The sequence below is a fragment of the Leisingera sp. ABM4_103 genome, from assembly GCF_056158685.1.
Genome location: NZ_JBSWTU010000011.1, coordinates 1 through 15569 on the forward strand (window position 1 = coordinate 1; position 15569 = coordinate 15569).

General features: G+C 65.7%; 16 protein-coding genes. 10 read left to right on the forward strand and 6 right to left on the reverse strand.

Translation table 11 applies throughout. From position 1 onward, the window contains the following. The first annotated feature begins 215 nt into the window (after positions 1 to 215). The 6 genes from ACXAED_RS25315 to ACXAED_RS25340 all read left to right on the forward strand — a co-directional run bounded on the left by ACXAED_RS25315 (position 216) and on the right by ACXAED_RS25340 (position 4550). Positions 216 to 1061, forward strand: a complete 846-nt coding sequence (locus ACXAED_RS25315; RefSeq protein ID WP_475054559.1) for a hypothetical protein — start codon at positions 216 to 218, stop codon at positions 1059 to 1061. Positions 1062 to 1127: 66 nt separating this feature from the next. Next, positions 1128 to 1547, forward strand: coding sequence for a hypothetical protein (locus ACXAED_RS25320; protein ID WP_475054561.1), 420 nt, complete (start codon positions 1128 to 1130; stop codon positions 1545 to 1547). Positions 1548 to 1550: 3 nt separating this feature from the next. Next, positions 1551 to 2168, forward strand: a complete 618-nt coding sequence (locus ACXAED_RS25325; protein ID WP_475054562.1) for a MotA/TolQ/ExbB proton channel family protein — start codon at positions 1551 to 1553, stop codon at positions 2166 to 2168. A gap of 17 nt (positions 2169 to 2185) precedes the next feature. Then, positions 2186 to 2596, forward strand: coding sequence for an ExbD/TolR family protein (locus ACXAED_RS25330; protein WP_475054564.1), 411 nt, complete (start codon positions 2186 to 2188; stop codon positions 2594 to 2596). Then, positions 2593 to 3000, forward strand: a complete 408-nt coding sequence (locus tag ACXAED_RS25335; protein ID WP_475054566.1) for an ExbD/TolR family protein — start codon at positions 2593 to 2595, stop codon at positions 2998 to 3000. The genes ACXAED_RS25330 and ACXAED_RS25335 overlap by 4 nt, the downstream gene beginning before the upstream one ends. Then, positions 3000 to 4550 (forward strand): DUF4384 domain-containing protein, encoded by a 1551-nt coding sequence (locus ACXAED_RS25340; protein ID WP_475054568.1) that lies wholly within the window; start codon positions 3000 to 3002, stop codon positions 4548 to 4550. Before ACXAED_RS25335 ends, ACXAED_RS25340 begins: the two co-directional genes overlap by 1 nt. 396 nt (positions 4551 to 4946) lie before the next feature. Here the strand turns inward: ACXAED_RS25340 and ACXAED_RS25345 are convergent, their stop codons facing one another. Further along, the gene (locus ACXAED_RS25345) at positions 4947 to 6461 is read right to left on the reverse strand and encodes a caspase family protein (RefSeq protein WP_475054570.1); all 1515 of its coding nucleotides are present in this window, start codon (positions 6459 to 6461) and stop codon (positions 4947 to 4949) included. A gap of 188 nt (positions 6462 to 6649) precedes the next feature. On the opposite strand from ACXAED_RS25345, the gene ACXAED_RS25350 reads away from it, so the two are divergent. Then, the gene (locus ACXAED_RS25350) at positions 6650 to 7690 is read left to right on the forward strand and encodes an OmpA family protein (RefSeq protein WP_475054571.1); all 1041 of its coding nucleotides are present in this window, start codon (positions 6650 to 6652) and stop codon (positions 7688 to 7690) included. Positions 7691 to 8462: 772 nt separating this feature from the next. Here ACXAED_RS25350 and ACXAED_RS25355 read toward each other — a convergent pair. Together ACXAED_RS25355 and ACXAED_RS25360 are read right to left on the reverse strand one after the other, a co-directional pair. Continuing rightward, positions 8463 to 9563, reverse strand: coding sequence for a ParB/RepB/Spo0J family partition protein (locus tag ACXAED_RS25355; protein ID WP_475054573.1), 1101 nt, complete (start codon positions 9561 to 9563; stop codon positions 8463 to 8465). Beyond that, positions 9560 to 10864 carry an AAA family ATPase gene (locus ACXAED_RS25360; RefSeq protein WP_475054575.1) on the reverse strand — a complete coding sequence of 435 codons (1305 nt, stop codon included), beginning with the start codon at positions 10862 to 10864 and terminating at the stop codon, positions 9560 to 9562. The genes ACXAED_RS25355 and ACXAED_RS25360 overlap by 4 nt, the downstream gene beginning before the upstream one ends. 554 nt (positions 10865 to 11418) lie before the next feature. Here ACXAED_RS25360 and ACXAED_RS25365 point away from each other — a divergent pair. From ACXAED_RS25365 to ACXAED_RS25375, 3 genes are all read left to right on the forward strand, one after another. After that, positions 11419 to 12102: a DnaA N-terminal domain-containing protein gene (locus ACXAED_RS25365; protein ID WP_475054577.1), complete on the forward strand. Its 684-nt coding sequence runs from the start codon at positions 11419 to 11421 to the stop codon at positions 12100 to 12102. 106 nt (positions 12103 to 12208) lie between these two features. Then, a complete protein-coding gene (gene tviB, locus ACXAED_RS25370; RefSeq protein ID WP_475054579.1) occupies positions 12209 to 13483 on the forward strand; it encodes a Vi polysaccharide biosynthesis UDP-N-acetylglucosamine C-6 dehydrogenase TviB in 1275 nt (424 codons plus the stop codon). Between the two features lie 67 nt (positions 13484 to 13550). Then, positions 13551 to 13985 (forward strand): GFA family protein, encoded by a 435-nt coding sequence (locus tag ACXAED_RS25375; protein WP_475054582.1) that lies wholly within the window; start codon positions 13551 to 13553, stop codon positions 13983 to 13985. Positions 13986 to 13994: 9 nt separating this feature from the next. Here ACXAED_RS25375 and ACXAED_RS25380 read toward each other — a convergent pair whose 3' ends face one another. The 3 genes from ACXAED_RS25380 to ACXAED_RS25390 are packed head-to-tail and all read right to left on the reverse strand — an operon-like array spanning position 13995 to position 15487. Continuing rightward, on the reverse strand, positions 13995 to 14906 hold the full coding sequence (locus ACXAED_RS25380; protein WP_475054585.1) for a MurR/RpiR family transcriptional regulator: 912 nt from the start codon (positions 14904 to 14906) through the stop codon (positions 13995 to 13997). Between the two features lie 49 nt (positions 14907 to 14955). Continuing rightward, the gene (locus tag ACXAED_RS25385) at positions 14956 to 15258 is read right to left on the reverse strand and encodes a type II toxin-antitoxin system RelE/ParE family toxin (protein ID WP_475054586.1); all 303 of its coding nucleotides are present in this window, start codon (positions 15256 to 15258) and stop codon (positions 14956 to 14958) included. After that, the gene (locus ACXAED_RS25390) at positions 15251 to 15487 is read right to left on the reverse strand and encodes a type II toxin-antitoxin system ParD family antitoxin (RefSeq protein ID WP_475054589.1); all 237 of its coding nucleotides are present in this window, start codon (positions 15485 to 15487) and stop codon (positions 15251 to 15253) included. The genes ACXAED_RS25385 and ACXAED_RS25390 overlap by 8 nt, the downstream gene beginning before the upstream one ends. Positions 15488 to 15569: the final 82 nt, after the last annotated feature.

The following is a 15569-nucleotide window of genomic DNA, read 5'->3' on the forward strand; positions in this document are numbered from 1 at the left end:
CTTTGGGCTGCAGTAATACTGCCGGATCCATCTATTGCCCCCCCGCTTTTTCTTCCGATTTTGCGGACGCGTTAACGTAACGTCAAGCGACCCCCCGTCCTTTTTTGATCCGGTGGTTAAGGCCGCCTTAATCTCAAACTAAAACTTGACCCCAAGTGAGCCTTATCGGCATCCTAAAGTCAAATGTTTTCACAGCTTTTTGCGGCGGGCGAATAATGAGTATTGAGCGTATTTCCGGTAAGGAAGTCAAAGCGATGGTACGCGAGGGCGCCAAGAAGCGGATGAGCTTTGCCTTCTGCCTGGACCAGAGCAAAGACCCGCTTCTGATGATCCAGCCGGGCAAGAAACCCGAAACCCTGAAAAACCCGATGAAGAAGGAAGGCGGCGGGCCGCCGATGGCCTGGGGCACCTATGTGGTGCGCTCCGGCGCCATGGAGATGATCTGCGAAACCGCCCCGCAGCGGATGGTCACTGAACTCAAGAAGTTTCTCAAGCGCAACAAGCCCAAGGTCAACGTGCTGTTCTACGACGACGGCGGCAACCTGCTGGACAGCCTCAAGCCGGAAAAGCCCGAGGGCCAGGTGACCGAGGAGAAGGCCGCCGACATCTCCGCCACCGGCATCGACAAGAAGGCCATCGCGCCGCTGAAACGCCGCCTCAAGCGCATCCAGCCGCGCATCGGCCTCGCCCCCGGCCCGCTGGAGCTGAAACTCAAGCGCGCCTTGGCGAAATCCGTCAGCCTGATCAACAAGGGCCGCCTGCAGGAGGCCGAGACCATGATCGTGGTGATCGAACGCGCCGTCGCCCGCATCGGCAAGGACCGCGAGGATGAGGGCAAGGCGATGAAACGCGGCCAGCGCGAAATGGACCAGCGCAGCCTGGGCGCACAGGTCAAGCGCGCCCAGTCGCTGCAGGCCAACGTCGCCCGCGCCCCCGGCAAGGTCCGCTCCCGTCTGGGCCGCGCCTTGCATGTCGCCGCCCGCCACCTGAAACGCCGCGACCTCAACTCCGCCCGCGACGCCATGGACAAGATCGAAAAGGCGCTGACAGCCCTGGTCTGACCCCGAACAAACGCCCGGCCCGCAGCGGTTGCGGACTGGGCATCCCACCGGAACCCGGAGACAGTGATGCCCTTGACCCGCCTGCTGACTGCCCTCGCCCTGATCTGCCTGCCGGTTTCCGCCGCGGCGGAAACCGGCCCGCTGCGGGTCGAGCTGAACAAGACCGAGGAGATCGAGGGCGGCGGCTGCCGCGCCTTCTTCCTGTTCCGCAACGAGACCGGCAAAAGCTTCGAAGGCTTTGAAATGTCGCTGGCGATCCTCGATGGCAACGGGGTGATCGACCGCCTCCTGTCGATCGACGCCGCCCCGCTGCCGGTCCAGCGCACCACCCTGAAACTGTTCGAAATCCCGGAAATCTCCTGCGGCAACATCTCCGAGATCCTGCTGCACGACATCACCTCCTGCCAGCCCCAGAACGAGGAGCAGATGGACTGCTTCCCGATCCTGGAGCTCGGCTCCCGCGCCGCCGCGCCGCTGGTGAAATAAGCCATGAGCGGCACCTGGGATATGCTCGGCACCGGCGGCCCGGTGATTGCGCTTCTGGCGCTGATGTCGCTGCTGTCGGTCACCGTGATTGCGGTCAAGCTGATCCAGCTCTGGCCGGTGCGCTCCGGCGGGGACGCCCGCGAGCAGGCATTGGACCTGTGGAAGGACGGCGACCGCACACGTGCCCGGCAAAGCATCGAGACCGACAAATCCCCCGCCGGCCGGGTGATGGCCTACGCCATGCAGGCGCTGCAGGAGGGCCTGCGCGGCCCGCTGCTGCAAGACGAGCTGCAGCGCCGCGGCAATGAGGAGGTCAGCCGGATGAACTCGCTGATCCGCCTCCTGGAGCTGATCGCCATGGTCGCCCCGCTTCTGGGCCTCCTCGGCACCGTCCTGGGCATGATCCAGTCCTTCCAGGAACTGGAGCTGGCGCAGGGTGCTGCCAATGCCTCGGTTCTGGCGGGCGGCATCTGGCAAGCGCTGCTGACCACCGCCGCGGGCCTTCTGGTGGCGATCCCCGCCGCCGTCGCAGCAGGCCTGTTCGCCGCCCGCATCGACGCCGCCGCCCAAGCGATCGAGAGCGCCGCCGGCCGCCTGCTGCTGATAGACGGGTCGCGCTGACACGGAGGGGATCTGCCATGATGATCAACCGGCCCTCCCGGCCCCGCGCCCTGATCTCACTGGTGCCGATGATCGACGTGATGCTGATCCTGCTGGTGTTCTTCATGGTGACCTCCACTTACCTGAACCTCGACATGATCCCGGCGGTGAAACCGTCTAAAGGCACCGCCGCCAGCCCGCAAAGTCCGGCAGGCACCCTGATGATCCGCCTCGGCGCCGACGGCGTGCCGGTGCTGCGCGGCACCGCACTGGATCAGGACACCCTCCGCGCCACCCTCGCCTCTGCCGTCGCCGAGGAACCGCTCACCCAAGTGGTGATCCTCCCCTCCGGCGCCGCCCAGACCCAGGCGCTGATCACCGTGATGGACAGCGCCGCACTTGCTGGCGTTACCCGCCTGCGCGTCCTGCGGCTGGAGGCGTCCCCATGAAGCTCAACCGCCCGGCCCGCAATCCGCATTCCGAAACCATCATCGCCCTGATCGACGTGGTGTTTTTCCTGCTGGTGTTCTTCATGCTGATCGGCCGGATGGACGCAACCGCCCCGTTTGACGTCCGCCCCGCAACCGCCGTCACCGGCCGCGACATGCCCTCGGGCGGCATCACCCTGGCAATCTCCGCCCAAGGCGCCCTGGCGCTCGACGGCGAGGAACTCACACGCGGCGCCCTCTCCCCTGCCCTCTCCGCCCTGCTGGCAGAGGACCCGGAGCTGCGCCTGCGCATCAACGCCCACCGCACGGCGGAGCTGCGCAACGTGCTGCCGCTGGTGGCCGAGGGCGAGGCGCTGGGGTTCCGGGACGTGGTGCTGGTGGTCACCCCGGAAACAGACGGGTGATGCGCGCCCCGGCCATATGGGCGCTGGGGCTTGCGGCCTCCGCCCTGGTCCACGCCGCCGGCGCCGCCGCGCTGCTGATCTCGCTCACCCCCGATCCGCTGCCGCAGCAGCCCGCGCCGGAAAGCAGCCTCAACCTGCAAGCCCACCGCATCCCCCGGTCCGAGGCCGTTCCGCAAACACCAGAAGGCGAGCAAGCTCCTGAATCCCAGGCACAAAGCCAAGGCCTCTCCGCTGGCAGCATCCCGCTGTCCAAGGCCCAGGCAAAGCCCCCAGCAGCAGCCAGCCTCGCCCCCGCTGCCGCCCGGGGCCCTGCGGCCGCTCCTGCCCATGCCCCCTCCAGCAAACTCGCCAGCGCCCCTGCATCCGCCGCCCATCTGCCTGACGTCCGCCCGGCTGCCTTTCCGGCCCAGACGGTAAAACTGCAACCTACCCAAGCTGCCCCAGCCCAAGCCGCCTTGCAGCAGGCCGCCCCGGCAGCCGCGGCGGTGAAACCGGCCACCGCCGCCACCGCGGCCCCTGTCCTGCTGGCTGCCGCGCAGGAACCCGCCATAGCACTTGCAAACACATCCGCTCCGCTGACCGCCGCCGCAACGGCCCAGCCGAACGCGGCGGCCCTGCCGCAGTCCGCTCCCGCCAGCCAGCCCAGTCCCGAGGCGCAGCCCGTTTCCGCACCGCTGCCGGACACCATTCCACCCGCCCGGAAAACGCCATACGTTCTCCCGGACGCCCCCCGCATCAAGGCCGCGCTGGCCTTCCAGGGCGGGAGCGGCGACATCGACCCGGTCTCCCTCGCCGCCTTCCAGAGCTTCATGCAACCCGGCGATGCGGTGGCCGAAGGCGACCCCTTGCGCGACGGCGTTTCCGGCATCCTCGCCGCCGTCCCCTGCTCCCGCCTGCAGGTCGCCTTTGTCCCCGAAACCGCCACGCTGGAGGTCCGCGGCCACCTGCCCGAAGACGGGTTGCGCAGCCCGGTCCTGGCGGCGCTGCAAACGCAGATGGGCGCCGATATCACTGTCTCCGATCAGATGCGCCTGCTGCCCCGCCCGCAATGCGGCGCGCTGGCCGGGATTTCCAGCGTCGGCCTGCCGCAAAGCACCGACCAGATCACCAATCCGCTGCTGGTCGGCGAGGACGCCCACGCCCGGGTGCTCGACTATTCCGGCGGTGACCGGCTGTTCTTCGACCTCACCGCCCCGGACTACCCGGCTTATGTCTATGTCGACTACTTCGACGCCGGCGGCGCGGTGCTGCACCTCAGCCCGAACGAGCTGGTACCGCTGACAGAGGCCGCCCCCAAAAGCGCCCTGCGCGTCGGCGCCAAGGAGGCCGGAGACCCGGGCTTGCAAATCTCCGTCGGCCCGCCCTACGGCCAGGAAATCGCCGTCGCCTTCGCCGCCTCGCACCCGCTGTACGGCGGCACCCGCCCGCTCAGCGAACCCGCAGCGCCCTACCTCGATTTCCTGCGCACCCAAGTGGCCGAGGCCCGCGCTGAACACCCTGATTTCAAAGGCGAATGGGTCTATTTCCTGATCACCACCCACGCGCCGTAGAACCGTCCGGCAGGGGGAAGCTCCCGCGCCCGCAGGCCCGCGGCTGACGCCGCCAGGCCTTGGCGGCCTTGGGCCCGGCGCTGCGCTGACGCGCAGCGCCCTCGCCCGCCCAATACCGGGTCAAGGGCTGCGCCAGCAGCCGCGCGGCACGCGCGGTTCACCCTTTACGCGGAAATGGGCGGATCACTCTCGAAGCGGTGTCTTAAGGGCAAACCTGCCCTTAAGCGCCTCTAAGCAAACAGAAAAAATGTACCGGGCTGGCAGTCCGTCAGTTCCTGGAATGCCCTGCGCTGTGCGCAGCACAGCGCCACGCCCAACTGGGACCGTGCATTTCCTGAAATGCACCGGAGCAGGCGGGAGCCCTCCCCTGCCCTTTTGCAGCCGGCCCGCAGACCTCTACTGGCAGCCGCCCGCCGCCCAGCTCTTGAGCGCCTGTTTCAGCGCGCCGCCAAAGGGGTGCTGCTTGCCCAAAGAGCGCTGCATGTTCAGGCTCAGGTAGGTATTGCCTTGCGTGCACAGCCGCTCCCGCGTCCATTGATGGCAGCTGCTGCAGGACTGGTCCTTCCAGTAGCTGTCCGGCAGCCCCTCCACCGGCGGGAAGGCCGGTGTGCGGGTGACCGCTTCGGCCAAAGTCAGCCCGGAAATCGCCGCCACCTCTGTCTGCAACGGGCTGGCATAGGTGACCGGCCCGGCTTCCGTCAGCTTCACAGCTTCCGGCGCGGGCTCAGCCGCCGCCGGGGGTGCTTCGGCCTCCGCCTGCGGATCCTGAGCCGCTCCAGCCGCCAGAGCCGCAACCTCAGCCGCTGCCATCTCCGCAAACCGGCCCTCAGGATAGGCCATCAGATAGGCCTCATAGGCCGCCTTGCTGCCGTCGCCCTGCGCTGCCTGGAACATCGCAGTCTCGGCATCCGGCGCCGGAGCGGCAGCAGGCGCAGGCTCCGCCGGAGCAGCCGCAACCGCCGCCCCAGTGCCGCCGTGCAGCTCCTCCTCCATCAGGGTGGCCAGCAGCGCACGCGCCTCACCGGCATATTTGCCGCTGCCGTAACCGCGCAGGAACAGCATGATCTGCATCGCATCGCGCGACGCCTCGACCGAGCGCCAGATCTGCGCCTCCTCGATCTCTGCGGCGCTCATCACCGCTTCCGGTTCTGCCGCGGCAAAGGTGAAGTCACTGACCAGCGAAGACGTGTCCCAAGGGGTCTGGCTGCCGCCGCTCTGCTCCAGCACCGCCCGGCGCACCTGTTTGAACACCTGCTCCACTGGCGCGCCCGGCACCACGATTTCGCGCGCCAGCGCCTCGGTAAAGGGACTGTTCTCCCCCTCCCCGTCCAGCGCCACATCGCCCGGCGCGGTGGCATAGGCCAGGAAGGTGCCGGTCGGCGCCTTCATCTCCGCCAGGCCGCTTTCGTTCAGATCGGCCACCGCCTCGAACGGGTTGTTGCGGCAGGCGTCCAGGATCACGATATTGGTACGGTTCCTGGCCGAGGCCATCTGCCGCAAGACCGACTGTGCCTCCACCGCCATCAGGTCGAGGTCAGCGGCATCCGCCAGGGCCACATCGACCGGCAGCAGGTAGTTGCTGCCAAAGCTCTGCACCCCGTGGCCGGCATAATAGAACAGGCCCGTCGCGTCCTCCCCTGCCCCGCGCAGTTTGCGCCCGAACCGGCCGATGGCGCGTTTCATCTCGATCTGGCGCGCATCCACCGCCAGGGTAACGTCAAAGCCCAGCCGCTCCAGCGTCTCGGCCATCAGCCGGGCATCGCGCCCCGGGTTGTCCAGCGGCTGCACCGACCCGTAGGCCGAATTGCCGATCACCAGCGCCAGCCGTTCCTCCGCCCAGGCGGCCCTGGCAAGGCCCAGCACCGCGGCGGCCAGCACAGCCAGCCGGACCCACATCCCGAAAATTCGCACGCACCTGCTCCACTTCTTAGCCCCCGGTAACCGTGCCCGGGGCAGCTTCCCAATTATTAAGGGTATTTGGTTACCAAACTATCGCGTCCCTTGCACCATGCAGCAACCCTGCTGTTAGACTGGAGGGGTATCTTTCATCCCTGCCCCCGGGCCGGGAATTCACGTCCGCCAACCCGAATGGATCGCGCATGCTCCGATTAACCCTTTCAATCTTAACAGTTTTCCTTCTATTGCTCCGCCCGGCCCTGGCCTCCGGCCCGTTTGAGCACGGCTGGCAGCTCGACGCCGAATCCTCCGCCATCCGGTTCATATCGATTAAAAAAGGCAGCATTGCGGAATCGAGCCGCTTTGCCGCCTTCTCCGGCAGCATCTCCGAACAGGGCGACGCCAAGATCAACAACGCGCTGGATTCCGTCGATACCTCCATCGACCTGCGCAACGTGCGGATGCGGTTCCTGTTCTTTGAGACCTTCACCTACCCCGAGGCCACCATCACCGCCCGCATCGATCCCGATCAGATTGCCGATCTTGCTGCAGTGCAGCGCAAACAGATCGATCTGCCGGTCACACTGTCGCTGCATGGGGTCGAGGCTCAGCTGACCGCGCCGGTAGCGGTAACACTGCTGGGCAAGGACCGCGTCGCCGTGGCCACCGTGCAGCCGATCATCCTCAAGCTGGAGGACTTCGCGCTGAATCCTGGCCGCGAAAAGCTCGAGGAAGCGGCGGGCGTCACCATCACCCCCGTGGGGCTGGTAAGCCTGGACCTGATGTTTGACCGCACCGCCCTCGGCACCGCTTCTGTCCCCGCGGGGACAGTGACCGCAGGCGCCTCTGCGGCGCTGGAGGCCAGCGGCGATTTCAGCCGGGAGGCCTGCACCGGCCGGTTCGAGATCCTGTCGCGCAGCCGCAGCGTCAACTTCGCCCCCTCCACCGCCCGGCTGGATGCCAGCTCCCGTGGTTTCCTCGACAGCCTTTCGGACATCATCCGCCGCTGCCCCGGCATGGTGGTTGAGGTCGGCGGCCACACCGACAGCCAGGGCAAGGCCGCCTGGAACATGGCATTGAGCGAGAAACGCGCGGCAGCAGTGAACGGCTACCTGCAGCAAATGGGCATCCCGGCCGAGCGGCTGGTGGCCGTCGGATATGGCGAGACCACGCCGCTGGTGCCGAACAACACGGTGCAGAACCGGGCCAAGAACCGGCGGATCGAGTTCAAGGTGCTGAACTGACCAGCCGGCAATCCGGCAAAATCGCCCGCTGTCCCCGCGGGGACAGCAGCAGAAAACAAACCAAGACCCGGCCCCGCGCCGGGTCTTTTGCTGCAGGCTGCACCGTTCTGAAGGTGCGTTTCGCATTCTGTCCCCGCGGGGACAGGCAGGTGTTTTGGACATCCGCCGCCGGTTTCAGGCGGTTGTCCCCGCGGGGACACGCAAGGTTGCAGGCATTGTGCGGTGGGCAGATTGCCCACCCTACAGGTATCGACTGCATATTCCGTATGGCCGATTGCGCCTGCCGCCGCCAAGACCGCAGTTCTGTCCCCGCGGGGACAGACCGGAATTCTGCCCGCACGCCCTGCCCGTTTCACCCGATTGTCCCCGCGGGGACGCTGATGATTTTGACCGGATTTTCCATCCGCACGTGCTGCCCCGGGACAAGAAGTGCGGCCGTTTTCAGAGCTTGTCCCCGCGGGGACACCTTTGCTGCCAACGCCAAAACTGCGGCCTATCAGCAGCAACCTCGCATTTGTCCCCGCGGGGACAAGACGATGAAACTGCAACCGGCGCGTCCCGGCCCGGCCGTCCGAAGCTATGCCTGCCGCGCGGCGGGCGCTTGCCGATGGGGGCATCACACTCAGCATCAATTCTGTTTGTTCTGATCCGCTGTCCCCGCGGGGACACTGGCGCGAAACAGACGCAAACGCGCCTGTTAGGCATGAAAAAGGCCCGGCATCTCTGCCGGGCCCTTGCCGTTTTTCTGAGCTGTCCCCGCGGGGACAGCGGATCACCCGTCCTGTTCCAACGCCGCAAAGAAGGCCGCAATGGCGTCCTCCAGCTTGTGCCGGTCGATCTCGGAAAAGTCGCGTTCCATCGCCATTTCAATCTTGCCGTCGCGCGCCTGGCAGCGGACTGTCCCCGCGGGGACAGTGCAGCGCAGGGTGGTCTTGGCAACACCGGGGCGCGGCGCGGCGGGGGTGCGGGGGGCGTTCTTGCGCTTGCCCTCGGCAAAGCTGCGCAGCACCTCCAGTTCCGCTTCCTCGCTCTGCGGCTGCACCCGCACCAGCGCATCGCGCAGCACCTGTGCGTTCATCGCGTCTGCTTCCAGCCGTTTCTTCAGGTCCAGCCCCAGCGCCCGCGGGATCGCCTCCGGGAATTTCAGCGAGTCGCCCACGGCCATCAGCACCTGGGCGAAATGGCGGATGTAAATCCGCTTCTGGCGGCCCGCGGAGGCATAAAGGTCGTTGACCGCATCCTCGATGGTCTCGGCCCCGGTCTGGGTGTCCTCCGCGTAACGCAGCGCCAGCTGCGCCATCTCGGCGAATGAGATGTCGCGGCGCACCAGGTTTTCATCGACCATCCGGCGGTACAGGCTTTGCAGGCTGTCGCCCTTGGCCACCAAACCCGCGGGGATCGCTGCATAGCTTTCATCGCCGGTCTCGTTCAGCAGGGAATAATAGGCCTTCATCCGGCGGTAGCCCTGGATCAGTTCATACCGGCCGTCGCCGCGCTCTTCGACACGGATCGGGTTCGACAAGCCGACGGATTTGATCGATTCCTTCAGCTCGTCCAGTTGCGGATCGCGCTCCTCCTTGCGGTCGCGGATCAGCTTGTCCATGCGGATCATGCCGAGCGGGATGCGGTCGACCACCAGGCCCAGTTTCTTCAGCCGCACAAATTCATGCGCCAGCCGGTCGTTCTCCTCACGGATTTTCTGCTCTGCCTCAGCCCGGGTGCGCAACGCATCGGCGTTTTCGGAAATCGCGGTGGCCATCGGCCCGCGGCGGACCTCAGTTGGCTTTTCCGCCGGATTTTCCGGTGCTGTCCCCGCGGGGACAGCGGCGGTGTCAGGGGTGAAGTCGATGTCGAAAACTCTGCGCTTGCTCATGCCTCATCCTCCAGTTTCTCCCAGGCTTCCAGCGCGTAGGCTTTGAATTCATCATAAGCCTGGTCGAACGACGCCCGCGCGCGCCGCCAGGTTTCGCGTGTCATATCCCGGTAGTCGATTTCGTAGATGGAACTCAGGAACCGCCCCGACTGTTCGACCGCGCGGGTCATCTCGATCGGGTGTTCGGTCATCCTACCCTCAAACACCTTCATAAATGCCGAACGCATCGCACGGTGCAAATCGTTACCGGACTTATAACGGGTCAGCAGGAAGCGGACGTCCTGAAAAACCTTGGGCAGGGCAAATGTCCCCGCGGGGACAACGCCGTTAAATGCGGAGAGATCCTCCAGCGCCTCAGAGAGCTGACCGATGAAGGAGGTGGTGGAGTTGTATTCCCAGTAGCCCGGGCCGGAGGGGATATAGAGCATGTCGGCCGCGAACACCGCGTTCATCGACTGGTAGCCGATGGCCGGCGGGCAGTCGAAGATCATCAGGTCGTAATCCTCGGACGGCAGCTGGTCGAGGTAGCGGGAGACCGCGGCGAAGAACGACCATTCCGGGTTCAGATGCCGGTACTGGGCGGAGGCGAATTCCACGAACGCCGCGTTGGCGCAGGAGGGGATGATGTCGATGGTGGGCCAGCTGGTGGGCTTGACGAAATCGCTGGTCCGGAGATCCTGCAGCCCCATGCCGGTGATGGCGTCGGGAAGCTGGCGCTGGGGCAGGGCGGTGCCGGACTCGGCCCCCTGAAGGGTGGCATTCATCCGCTCGGTCTCGCGCACCAGGTCGCGGGCCATGATGCCCCAGACGGTATAATCCTCGGTAACGTCGCTGAGGCCCATGGAGTGCGACAGGGTGGCCTGCGGGTCGAAGTCGACGCAGAGCACCCGGTAGCCGTCCAGCGCCGCGGCATGGGCGAAATGCAGGGCGACGGTGGACTTGCCGGCGCCGCCCTTGAAGTTGGAGATCGCCACCCGCAGGGCGCGTTTCCCCGCGGGGCGCTTGGGCAGGAGGGACTTGCGGTTGATCTTGATGCGGCGGCGCAGCTCGTTGATCTCCTCGAGCGAATACCAGCGCTGGCGGCCTTCCTCCTCGACATGGCCCTGGGGCAGGGAGGGGTCAGCGGCCAGGCGTCCCCGCAGGGTCGACTGGTTGACGCGGAAGATCAGCTCCGCCACTTCCCAGGAGGAGAACCGGCGCAGGGTCTTTTCCATTTCCGGAGAGAAGGTCTGCTGACGGATCCAGCTTTGCATCTTGAGAGATTGGGCCTGCATTTTGGACAGGTCTTCGTGCGTAAACATCACTGCTCCTTAGTCTCACACGTTGTTCTTATTTGGCGGCGCCCATTTCCTGCGGACGCTAATTCAGCCTCAATATTCATTTACGCCGAATTTGCAAAAAACGCAAAAGCTAATATGTTGAGGATCAGCGTCCTGTCCCCGCGGGGACACATCTGCGGAACGCCCAGGAAAACAAGGGCCGGAGCGATTCGGGGCAGTCCCGCCAAACGATTCGTTTCATTGGGTTTTTCCAGTGTCTGAGGGCCAGATTTAGGGGGACATCCCAGGCCCGGCCACAGCAGATTGGGGGACATTGCTGCCGGAATAGGGGACACACTGCATGTCCCCCCATACCATAGATACCAATTTTTCTTTCGAAAAAGGGATTGGGGTTGAATTCAATTCCCCTCAGCGCTTGACAGAATTGGAATTCCGGACGCAAATCGGATACAACAAACGAATAGCGTTGAGTTCGGAGCAAATCGGGCCAGCGCAATTCCCGGAAACCAGCCGGGAAGATATGAGGCAGCATATCCCGGCCCAGGAGGGCAGGGGAGGGAGAAACGGGGGCAGTAATGCTTGCCATACGGCCTGCGGGGCGCAACGCCTCAGCGCTGAAATACGATATCCTCACGGCGATGGGGGCTTATGCGCTTGGCCAGGACAAGGGGGCGCAGAAGCTGGTTCTGCGCTTCATGACATTGATGACCGCGCGCTACAACTGGCAGCGCGATGAACTGGCGGTGGGCCAGCGCGAGATTGCCCGGCTGTGGGATGTGGACGAGCGCACGGTGAAGCGCGAGATGGCCAAGCTGCGCGGCATGGGCTGGCTGGTGGTGAAGCGCCAGGGTGCACGCGGCCGGGTCACGGAATACGGCATAGACCTGGAGCGGCTGCTGGCGGACACGCAGGAGAGGTGGGCGGCTGTCGGCCCGGACTTTGAGCACCGGATGCAGGGGGCGGATGAGCCCGCGCCGAATGTGGTGCCCTTGCGGCCCGGTGCGGCGCCGCCCGCGCCGGACGTGACAGACGGCAGCGAGTGGAGCCTGGCCAAGGCTGTTCTGCACGCGGAGGACCCGGCAAACTATGCGTCGTGGATCCAGGGGTTGGAGCGGGCCAGCCGCGCAGGCGGCCGTTTGGTACTGAAGGCGCCGAGCCGGTTCCATGCGAACTACGTCATGTCGCACCTGATGCCGCGGCTGCTGGCCGCGTGCCGCGATGTGGATGGCGCGGTCTCTGCGATTGTTGTGGAGGCGTGAGGCCGAAACTTCGCGCCTGCGGTTGAACCCCTTGGGGGCAGGGGCTTATGTGGGCGGGCAGGGGACTCGTCTGGAAAAGCCCCGCGGAAACAAGGAGCAGCCCGGAATGAGCAGCGTGCAGGACAAGATCTGTATCATTGGCCTTGGCTATGTGGGTCTGCCGCTGGCGGCGGCGTTCGGGCAGCACCGGGAGGTGATCGGGTTCGACATAGATCCGGGCCGTATTGCAGAGCTGCGGCTGGGTGAGGACCGGACCCGCGAACTGGAGCCTGAGGAGCTGGCCGTTGCCGAGCACCTGAGCTTTACCTCGGACCCGGCGGCGATTGCAGACTGTTCCATCTACATCGTCACCGTGCCAACGCCGGTGGATGCCAGCCACCGCCCGGACCTGAGCCCGCTGCTGGCGGCCTCGGCCATCGTGGGCGGGGTGCTGAAACCGGGCGATCTGGTGATCTATGAATCCACCGTCTATCCCGGCGCCACGGAGGAAGACTGCGTGCCGGTGCTGGAGGCGCGGTCCGGTCTGACGTTCAACCGGGATTTCTTTGCCGGTTACAGCCCGGAGCGGATCAACCCCGGCGACAAGAAGCGGCGGCTGAAGGATGTGGTCAAGGTGACCTCTGGCTCTACGCCCGAGGTGGCGGAGCGGGTGGATGCGCTGTACCGTGAGGTGGTGACGGCGGGCACTCATAAGGCCGCCAGCATCCGGGTGGCAGAGGCCGCCAAGGTTATCGAGAACAGCCAGCGGGACATCAACATCGCGCTGGTGAATGAGCTGGCGAAGATCTTCAACAAGATGGGGATCGACACCCAGGCGGTGCTGGAAGCGGCGGGCACCAAGTGGAACTTTCTGCCGTTCCGCCCCGGTCTGGTGGGCGGGCACTGCATCGGGGTGGACCCCTATTACCTGACCCACAAGGCGGAGCAGCTCGGCTATCACCCGGAGATCCTGCTGGCGGGCCGCCGTCTGAATGACGGCATGGGCGCCTATGTTGCGGGCGAGATGGTCAAGGCGATGCTGAAACGCGGCCTGCCGGTGGCGGGCGCGCGGGTGCTGGTGATGGGCCTCACGTTCAAGGAAAACTGCCCGGACCTGCGCAACACGCGGGTAATCGACGTGGTGCGGGAGCTGCAGCAATACGGGGCATCGGTGGATGTCTATGACCCGCACGCGGACCCTGCGGAGGCGCAGGAGGAATACGATATTCCGCTGGTGGCGGAGCCGGGGCAGGGGGCCTATGCCGGGGTGGTCCTGGCGGTCGCGCATTCCGAGTTCCGGGAGATGGGGGCGGAAGCAATCCGCGCCTTGGGGGCCGAGGGCGCGCTGGTCTATGACCTCAAGTACGTGCTGGCGCCGGAAGAGGCAGATTTGCGGCTCTAACCCGGGCGAAACCTCCCGTTGAAACCTGATATGCTGTAACCTTGCGGTATCGGCGAGGAGGTCTGTGATGAGTGATGTTCTGGAAGGCCGCTGCCTGTGCGGCGCGGTTAAAATCCGTGTTGAAGGGGCGCATGATCCGCGTCCAGGCGCCTGCCATTGCCGCATGTGCCAGCGCTGGAGCGGCGGGCTGTTCCTGTGTTTTGAGGCCGATGCGGAGGCGGTAGCGGTCGAGGGGCCGGTCTCGCGCTACCAATCCTCGGCGTTTGCCGAGCGGGCGTTTTGCAGCACCTGCGGCTCGCATCTGTGGATGCGGGATGTGGATGAGGACGGCGGCCCCTATGACCTGATGCCGGGGCTGTTTGATGAAGCGCTGGCCTGGCCGCTGAGGTCAGAGATCTATGCCGACCGGGCAATGGCATCGGTGCGGCTGAGGGGCGATCACAAGCGGGCAACCCGGGACGAGTGGGAAGCCCAGAATCCGTTCATTGACGGGGATGTTTGAGGGGAAAAGTCAGCCCCCGACGCGCGGCAGTTTCGGGCCGCTCCAATAGGCGCCGCTGTCCTGGCGCAGGGCGTCATAGGCCTCGATCCGGCGCCGGGCGTCTTCACCGCCGGCCTCGATCAGATGGGTGAGCAGGCATTCCAGCACGGCCATCGCGCCGCCGATGGCCCCGAACGGGTGCAGCGAGTTGGCGGCTATCGCCAGCACGTGATCGGTGCGGATGCCGGGAGCGATCACCTCGCTGTCGGAGATCAGGATCACCCTGGCGCCGCGTTCGCCCGCCAGCCGCAGCGCTTGGATGGTGCCGGCGGAGTAGGGGGCGAACGTGAGCGCGATCAGGCAGTCCCCGGGGCCGATGTCCAGCAAATCGTCCAGCGCGGCGCCCATGTGGCGGGGGACGAGGTCCAATGAGGGCAGGGCCATGCGGCCGACGTAGTGGAAGTAATAGGCCAGCGCGTAGGAGGAACGGGTGGCGGTGACATAGGTGCGGCGTGCGGTGGTGAGGGCGTCGACGATGGCCTGGGTGCGTTCTGCCGTCATCAGCCGCAGCGAGCGGGAGGTGATGTTGAGCTGGTTGCGGGCGGCAGCGGCCTGCAGCGCGCCGGCGGGGCCTTCGCCGGCCATGCGCTCCAGCCAGTCCTGGCCGAGGTCGGCCTCGTGCGTTGTGGTGAGCGCGGCGCGGAAGGGGGCGCGGAAGGCCTCGAACGTGTCATAGCCCAGGTGCTGGGCAAGGCGGACAAAGCCATTGGCGCTGATGCCGGTTTTCTCTGCCGAGGTGCGCACGGTATCGAGGCCGAAGTCGCCTGGGTTGTCGATCACGTATTTGGCCGCCGCTTTGAGCTTGGGCGGCAGGGAGTCCATCTGGTCCTTGAGGTGCTGGATCAGCCGGACGGTTTTTCGGGGGTCGAGATGCGGGTCCATGCACCGCATCAGAGCAGATGTGCGGAAAATCACAAGAGTGAAACGGATGTTATTCCGACAGGAAGGCCATCAGGTCCTGGCGGGCGTGCAGGATGCGGATGATTTCGGGGCGGCCCTGTTCCAGCCGGTAGATCACCAGATGCGCGCCCGACGCATGGATGCGGACAGGCGGAGTGAATTCCGGGCGTTCGCGGGCCATCTGCGGAAACTCCGCCAGCAGATCGAACAGGGCAAACAGGCTGTCGGCATAGGTATCGGCCTGAGCCTCTCCCCAGGTGTCCAGGCCATACCGCCAGATGGCAGCAAGGTCGGCGCGGGCGGCGGGGCGGATCCGCCAGCGCGGCTCAGCCATTGCGGCGCATGGCGGCCTTGAAGTCCTGCGCGCTCAGCGTCTCTGCCGGGCCGCTGGCGAGGCCTGCGTCGATGGCGGATTGCAGGTCAGCAATGGCAGTGGCGCGGGCCTGGTCGCGGCGGATCAGGTCGCGGACATAGTCGCTGGAGTTGGCATAGGTGCCGGTGCGGGCCTGTTCTTCGACCCAGTCCTTCATCTGGTCCGGCAGGGATACGTTCATGGTGGCCATGGGCGGGTTCCTTTCGCTGGGACAGGATATGGCAATCTTTGCCATGTTTGCAAGAGGAGGGGAATGGTGGGCGGAATCGCCC

What these genes read in the sequence shown, in the direction of transcription:
- ACXAED_RS25360 (WP_475054575.1), bottom strand. Translation starts at nt 10,864, where the DNA reads ATGTTTACGCACGAAGACCTGTCCAAAATGCAGGCCCAATCTCTCAAG.
- ACXAED_RS25390 (WP_475054589.1), bottom strand. Translation starts at nt 15,487, where the DNA reads ATGGCCACCATGAACGTATCCCTGCCGGACCAGATGAAGGACTGGGTC.
- ACXAED_RS25350 (WP_475054571.1), top strand. Translation starts at nt 6,650, where the DNA reads ATGCTCCGATTAACCCTTTCAATCTTAACAGTTTTCCTTCTATTGCTC.
- ACXAED_RS25335 (WP_475054566.1), top strand. Translation starts at nt 2,593, where the DNA reads ATGAAGCTCAACCGCCCGGCCCGCAATCCGCATTCCGAAACCATCATC.
- ACXAED_RS25380 (WP_475054585.1), bottom strand. Translation starts at nt 14,906, where the DNA reads ATGGACCCGCATCTCGACCCCCGAAAAACCGTCCGGCTGATCCAGCAC.
- ACXAED_RS25375 (WP_475054582.1), top strand. Translation starts at nt 13,551, where the DNA reads ATGAGTGATGTTCTGGAAGGCCGCTGCCTGTGCGGCGCGGTTAAAATC.
- ACXAED_RS25355 (WP_475054573.1), bottom strand. Translation starts at nt 9,563, where the DNA reads ATGAGCAAGCGCAGAGTTTTCGACATCGACTTCACCCCTGACACCGCC.
- ACXAED_RS25365 (WP_475054577.1), top strand. Translation starts at nt 11,419, where the DNA reads ATGCTTGCCATACGGCCTGCGGGGCGCAACGCCTCAGCGCTGAAATAC.
- ACXAED_RS25325 (WP_475054562.1), top strand. Translation starts at nt 1,551, where the DNA reads ATGAGCGGCACCTGGGATATGCTCGGCACCGGCGGCCCGGTGATTGCG.
- tviB (WP_475054579.1), top strand. Translation starts at nt 12,209, where the DNA reads ATGAGCAGCGTGCAGGACAAGATCTGTATCATTGGCCTTGGCTATGTG.
- ACXAED_RS25385 (WP_475054586.1), bottom strand. Translation starts at nt 15,258, where the DNA reads ATGGCTGAGCCGCGCTGGCGGATCCGCCCCGCCGCCCGCGCCGACCTT.
- ACXAED_RS25315 (WP_475054559.1), top strand. Translation starts at nt 216, where the DNA reads ATGAGTATTGAGCGTATTTCCGGTAAGGAAGTCAAAGCGATGGTACGC.
- ACXAED_RS25340 (WP_475054568.1), top strand. Translation starts at nt 3,000, where the DNA reads ATGCGCGCCCCGGCCATATGGGCGCTGGGGCTTGCGGCCTCCGCCCTG.
- ACXAED_RS25330 (WP_475054564.1), top strand. Translation starts at nt 2,186, where the DNA reads ATGATGATCAACCGGCCCTCCCGGCCCCGCGCCCTGATCTCACTGGTG.
- ACXAED_RS25320 (WP_475054561.1), top strand. Translation starts at nt 1,128, where the DNA reads ATGCCCTTGACCCGCCTGCTGACTGCCCTCGCCCTGATCTGCCTGCCG.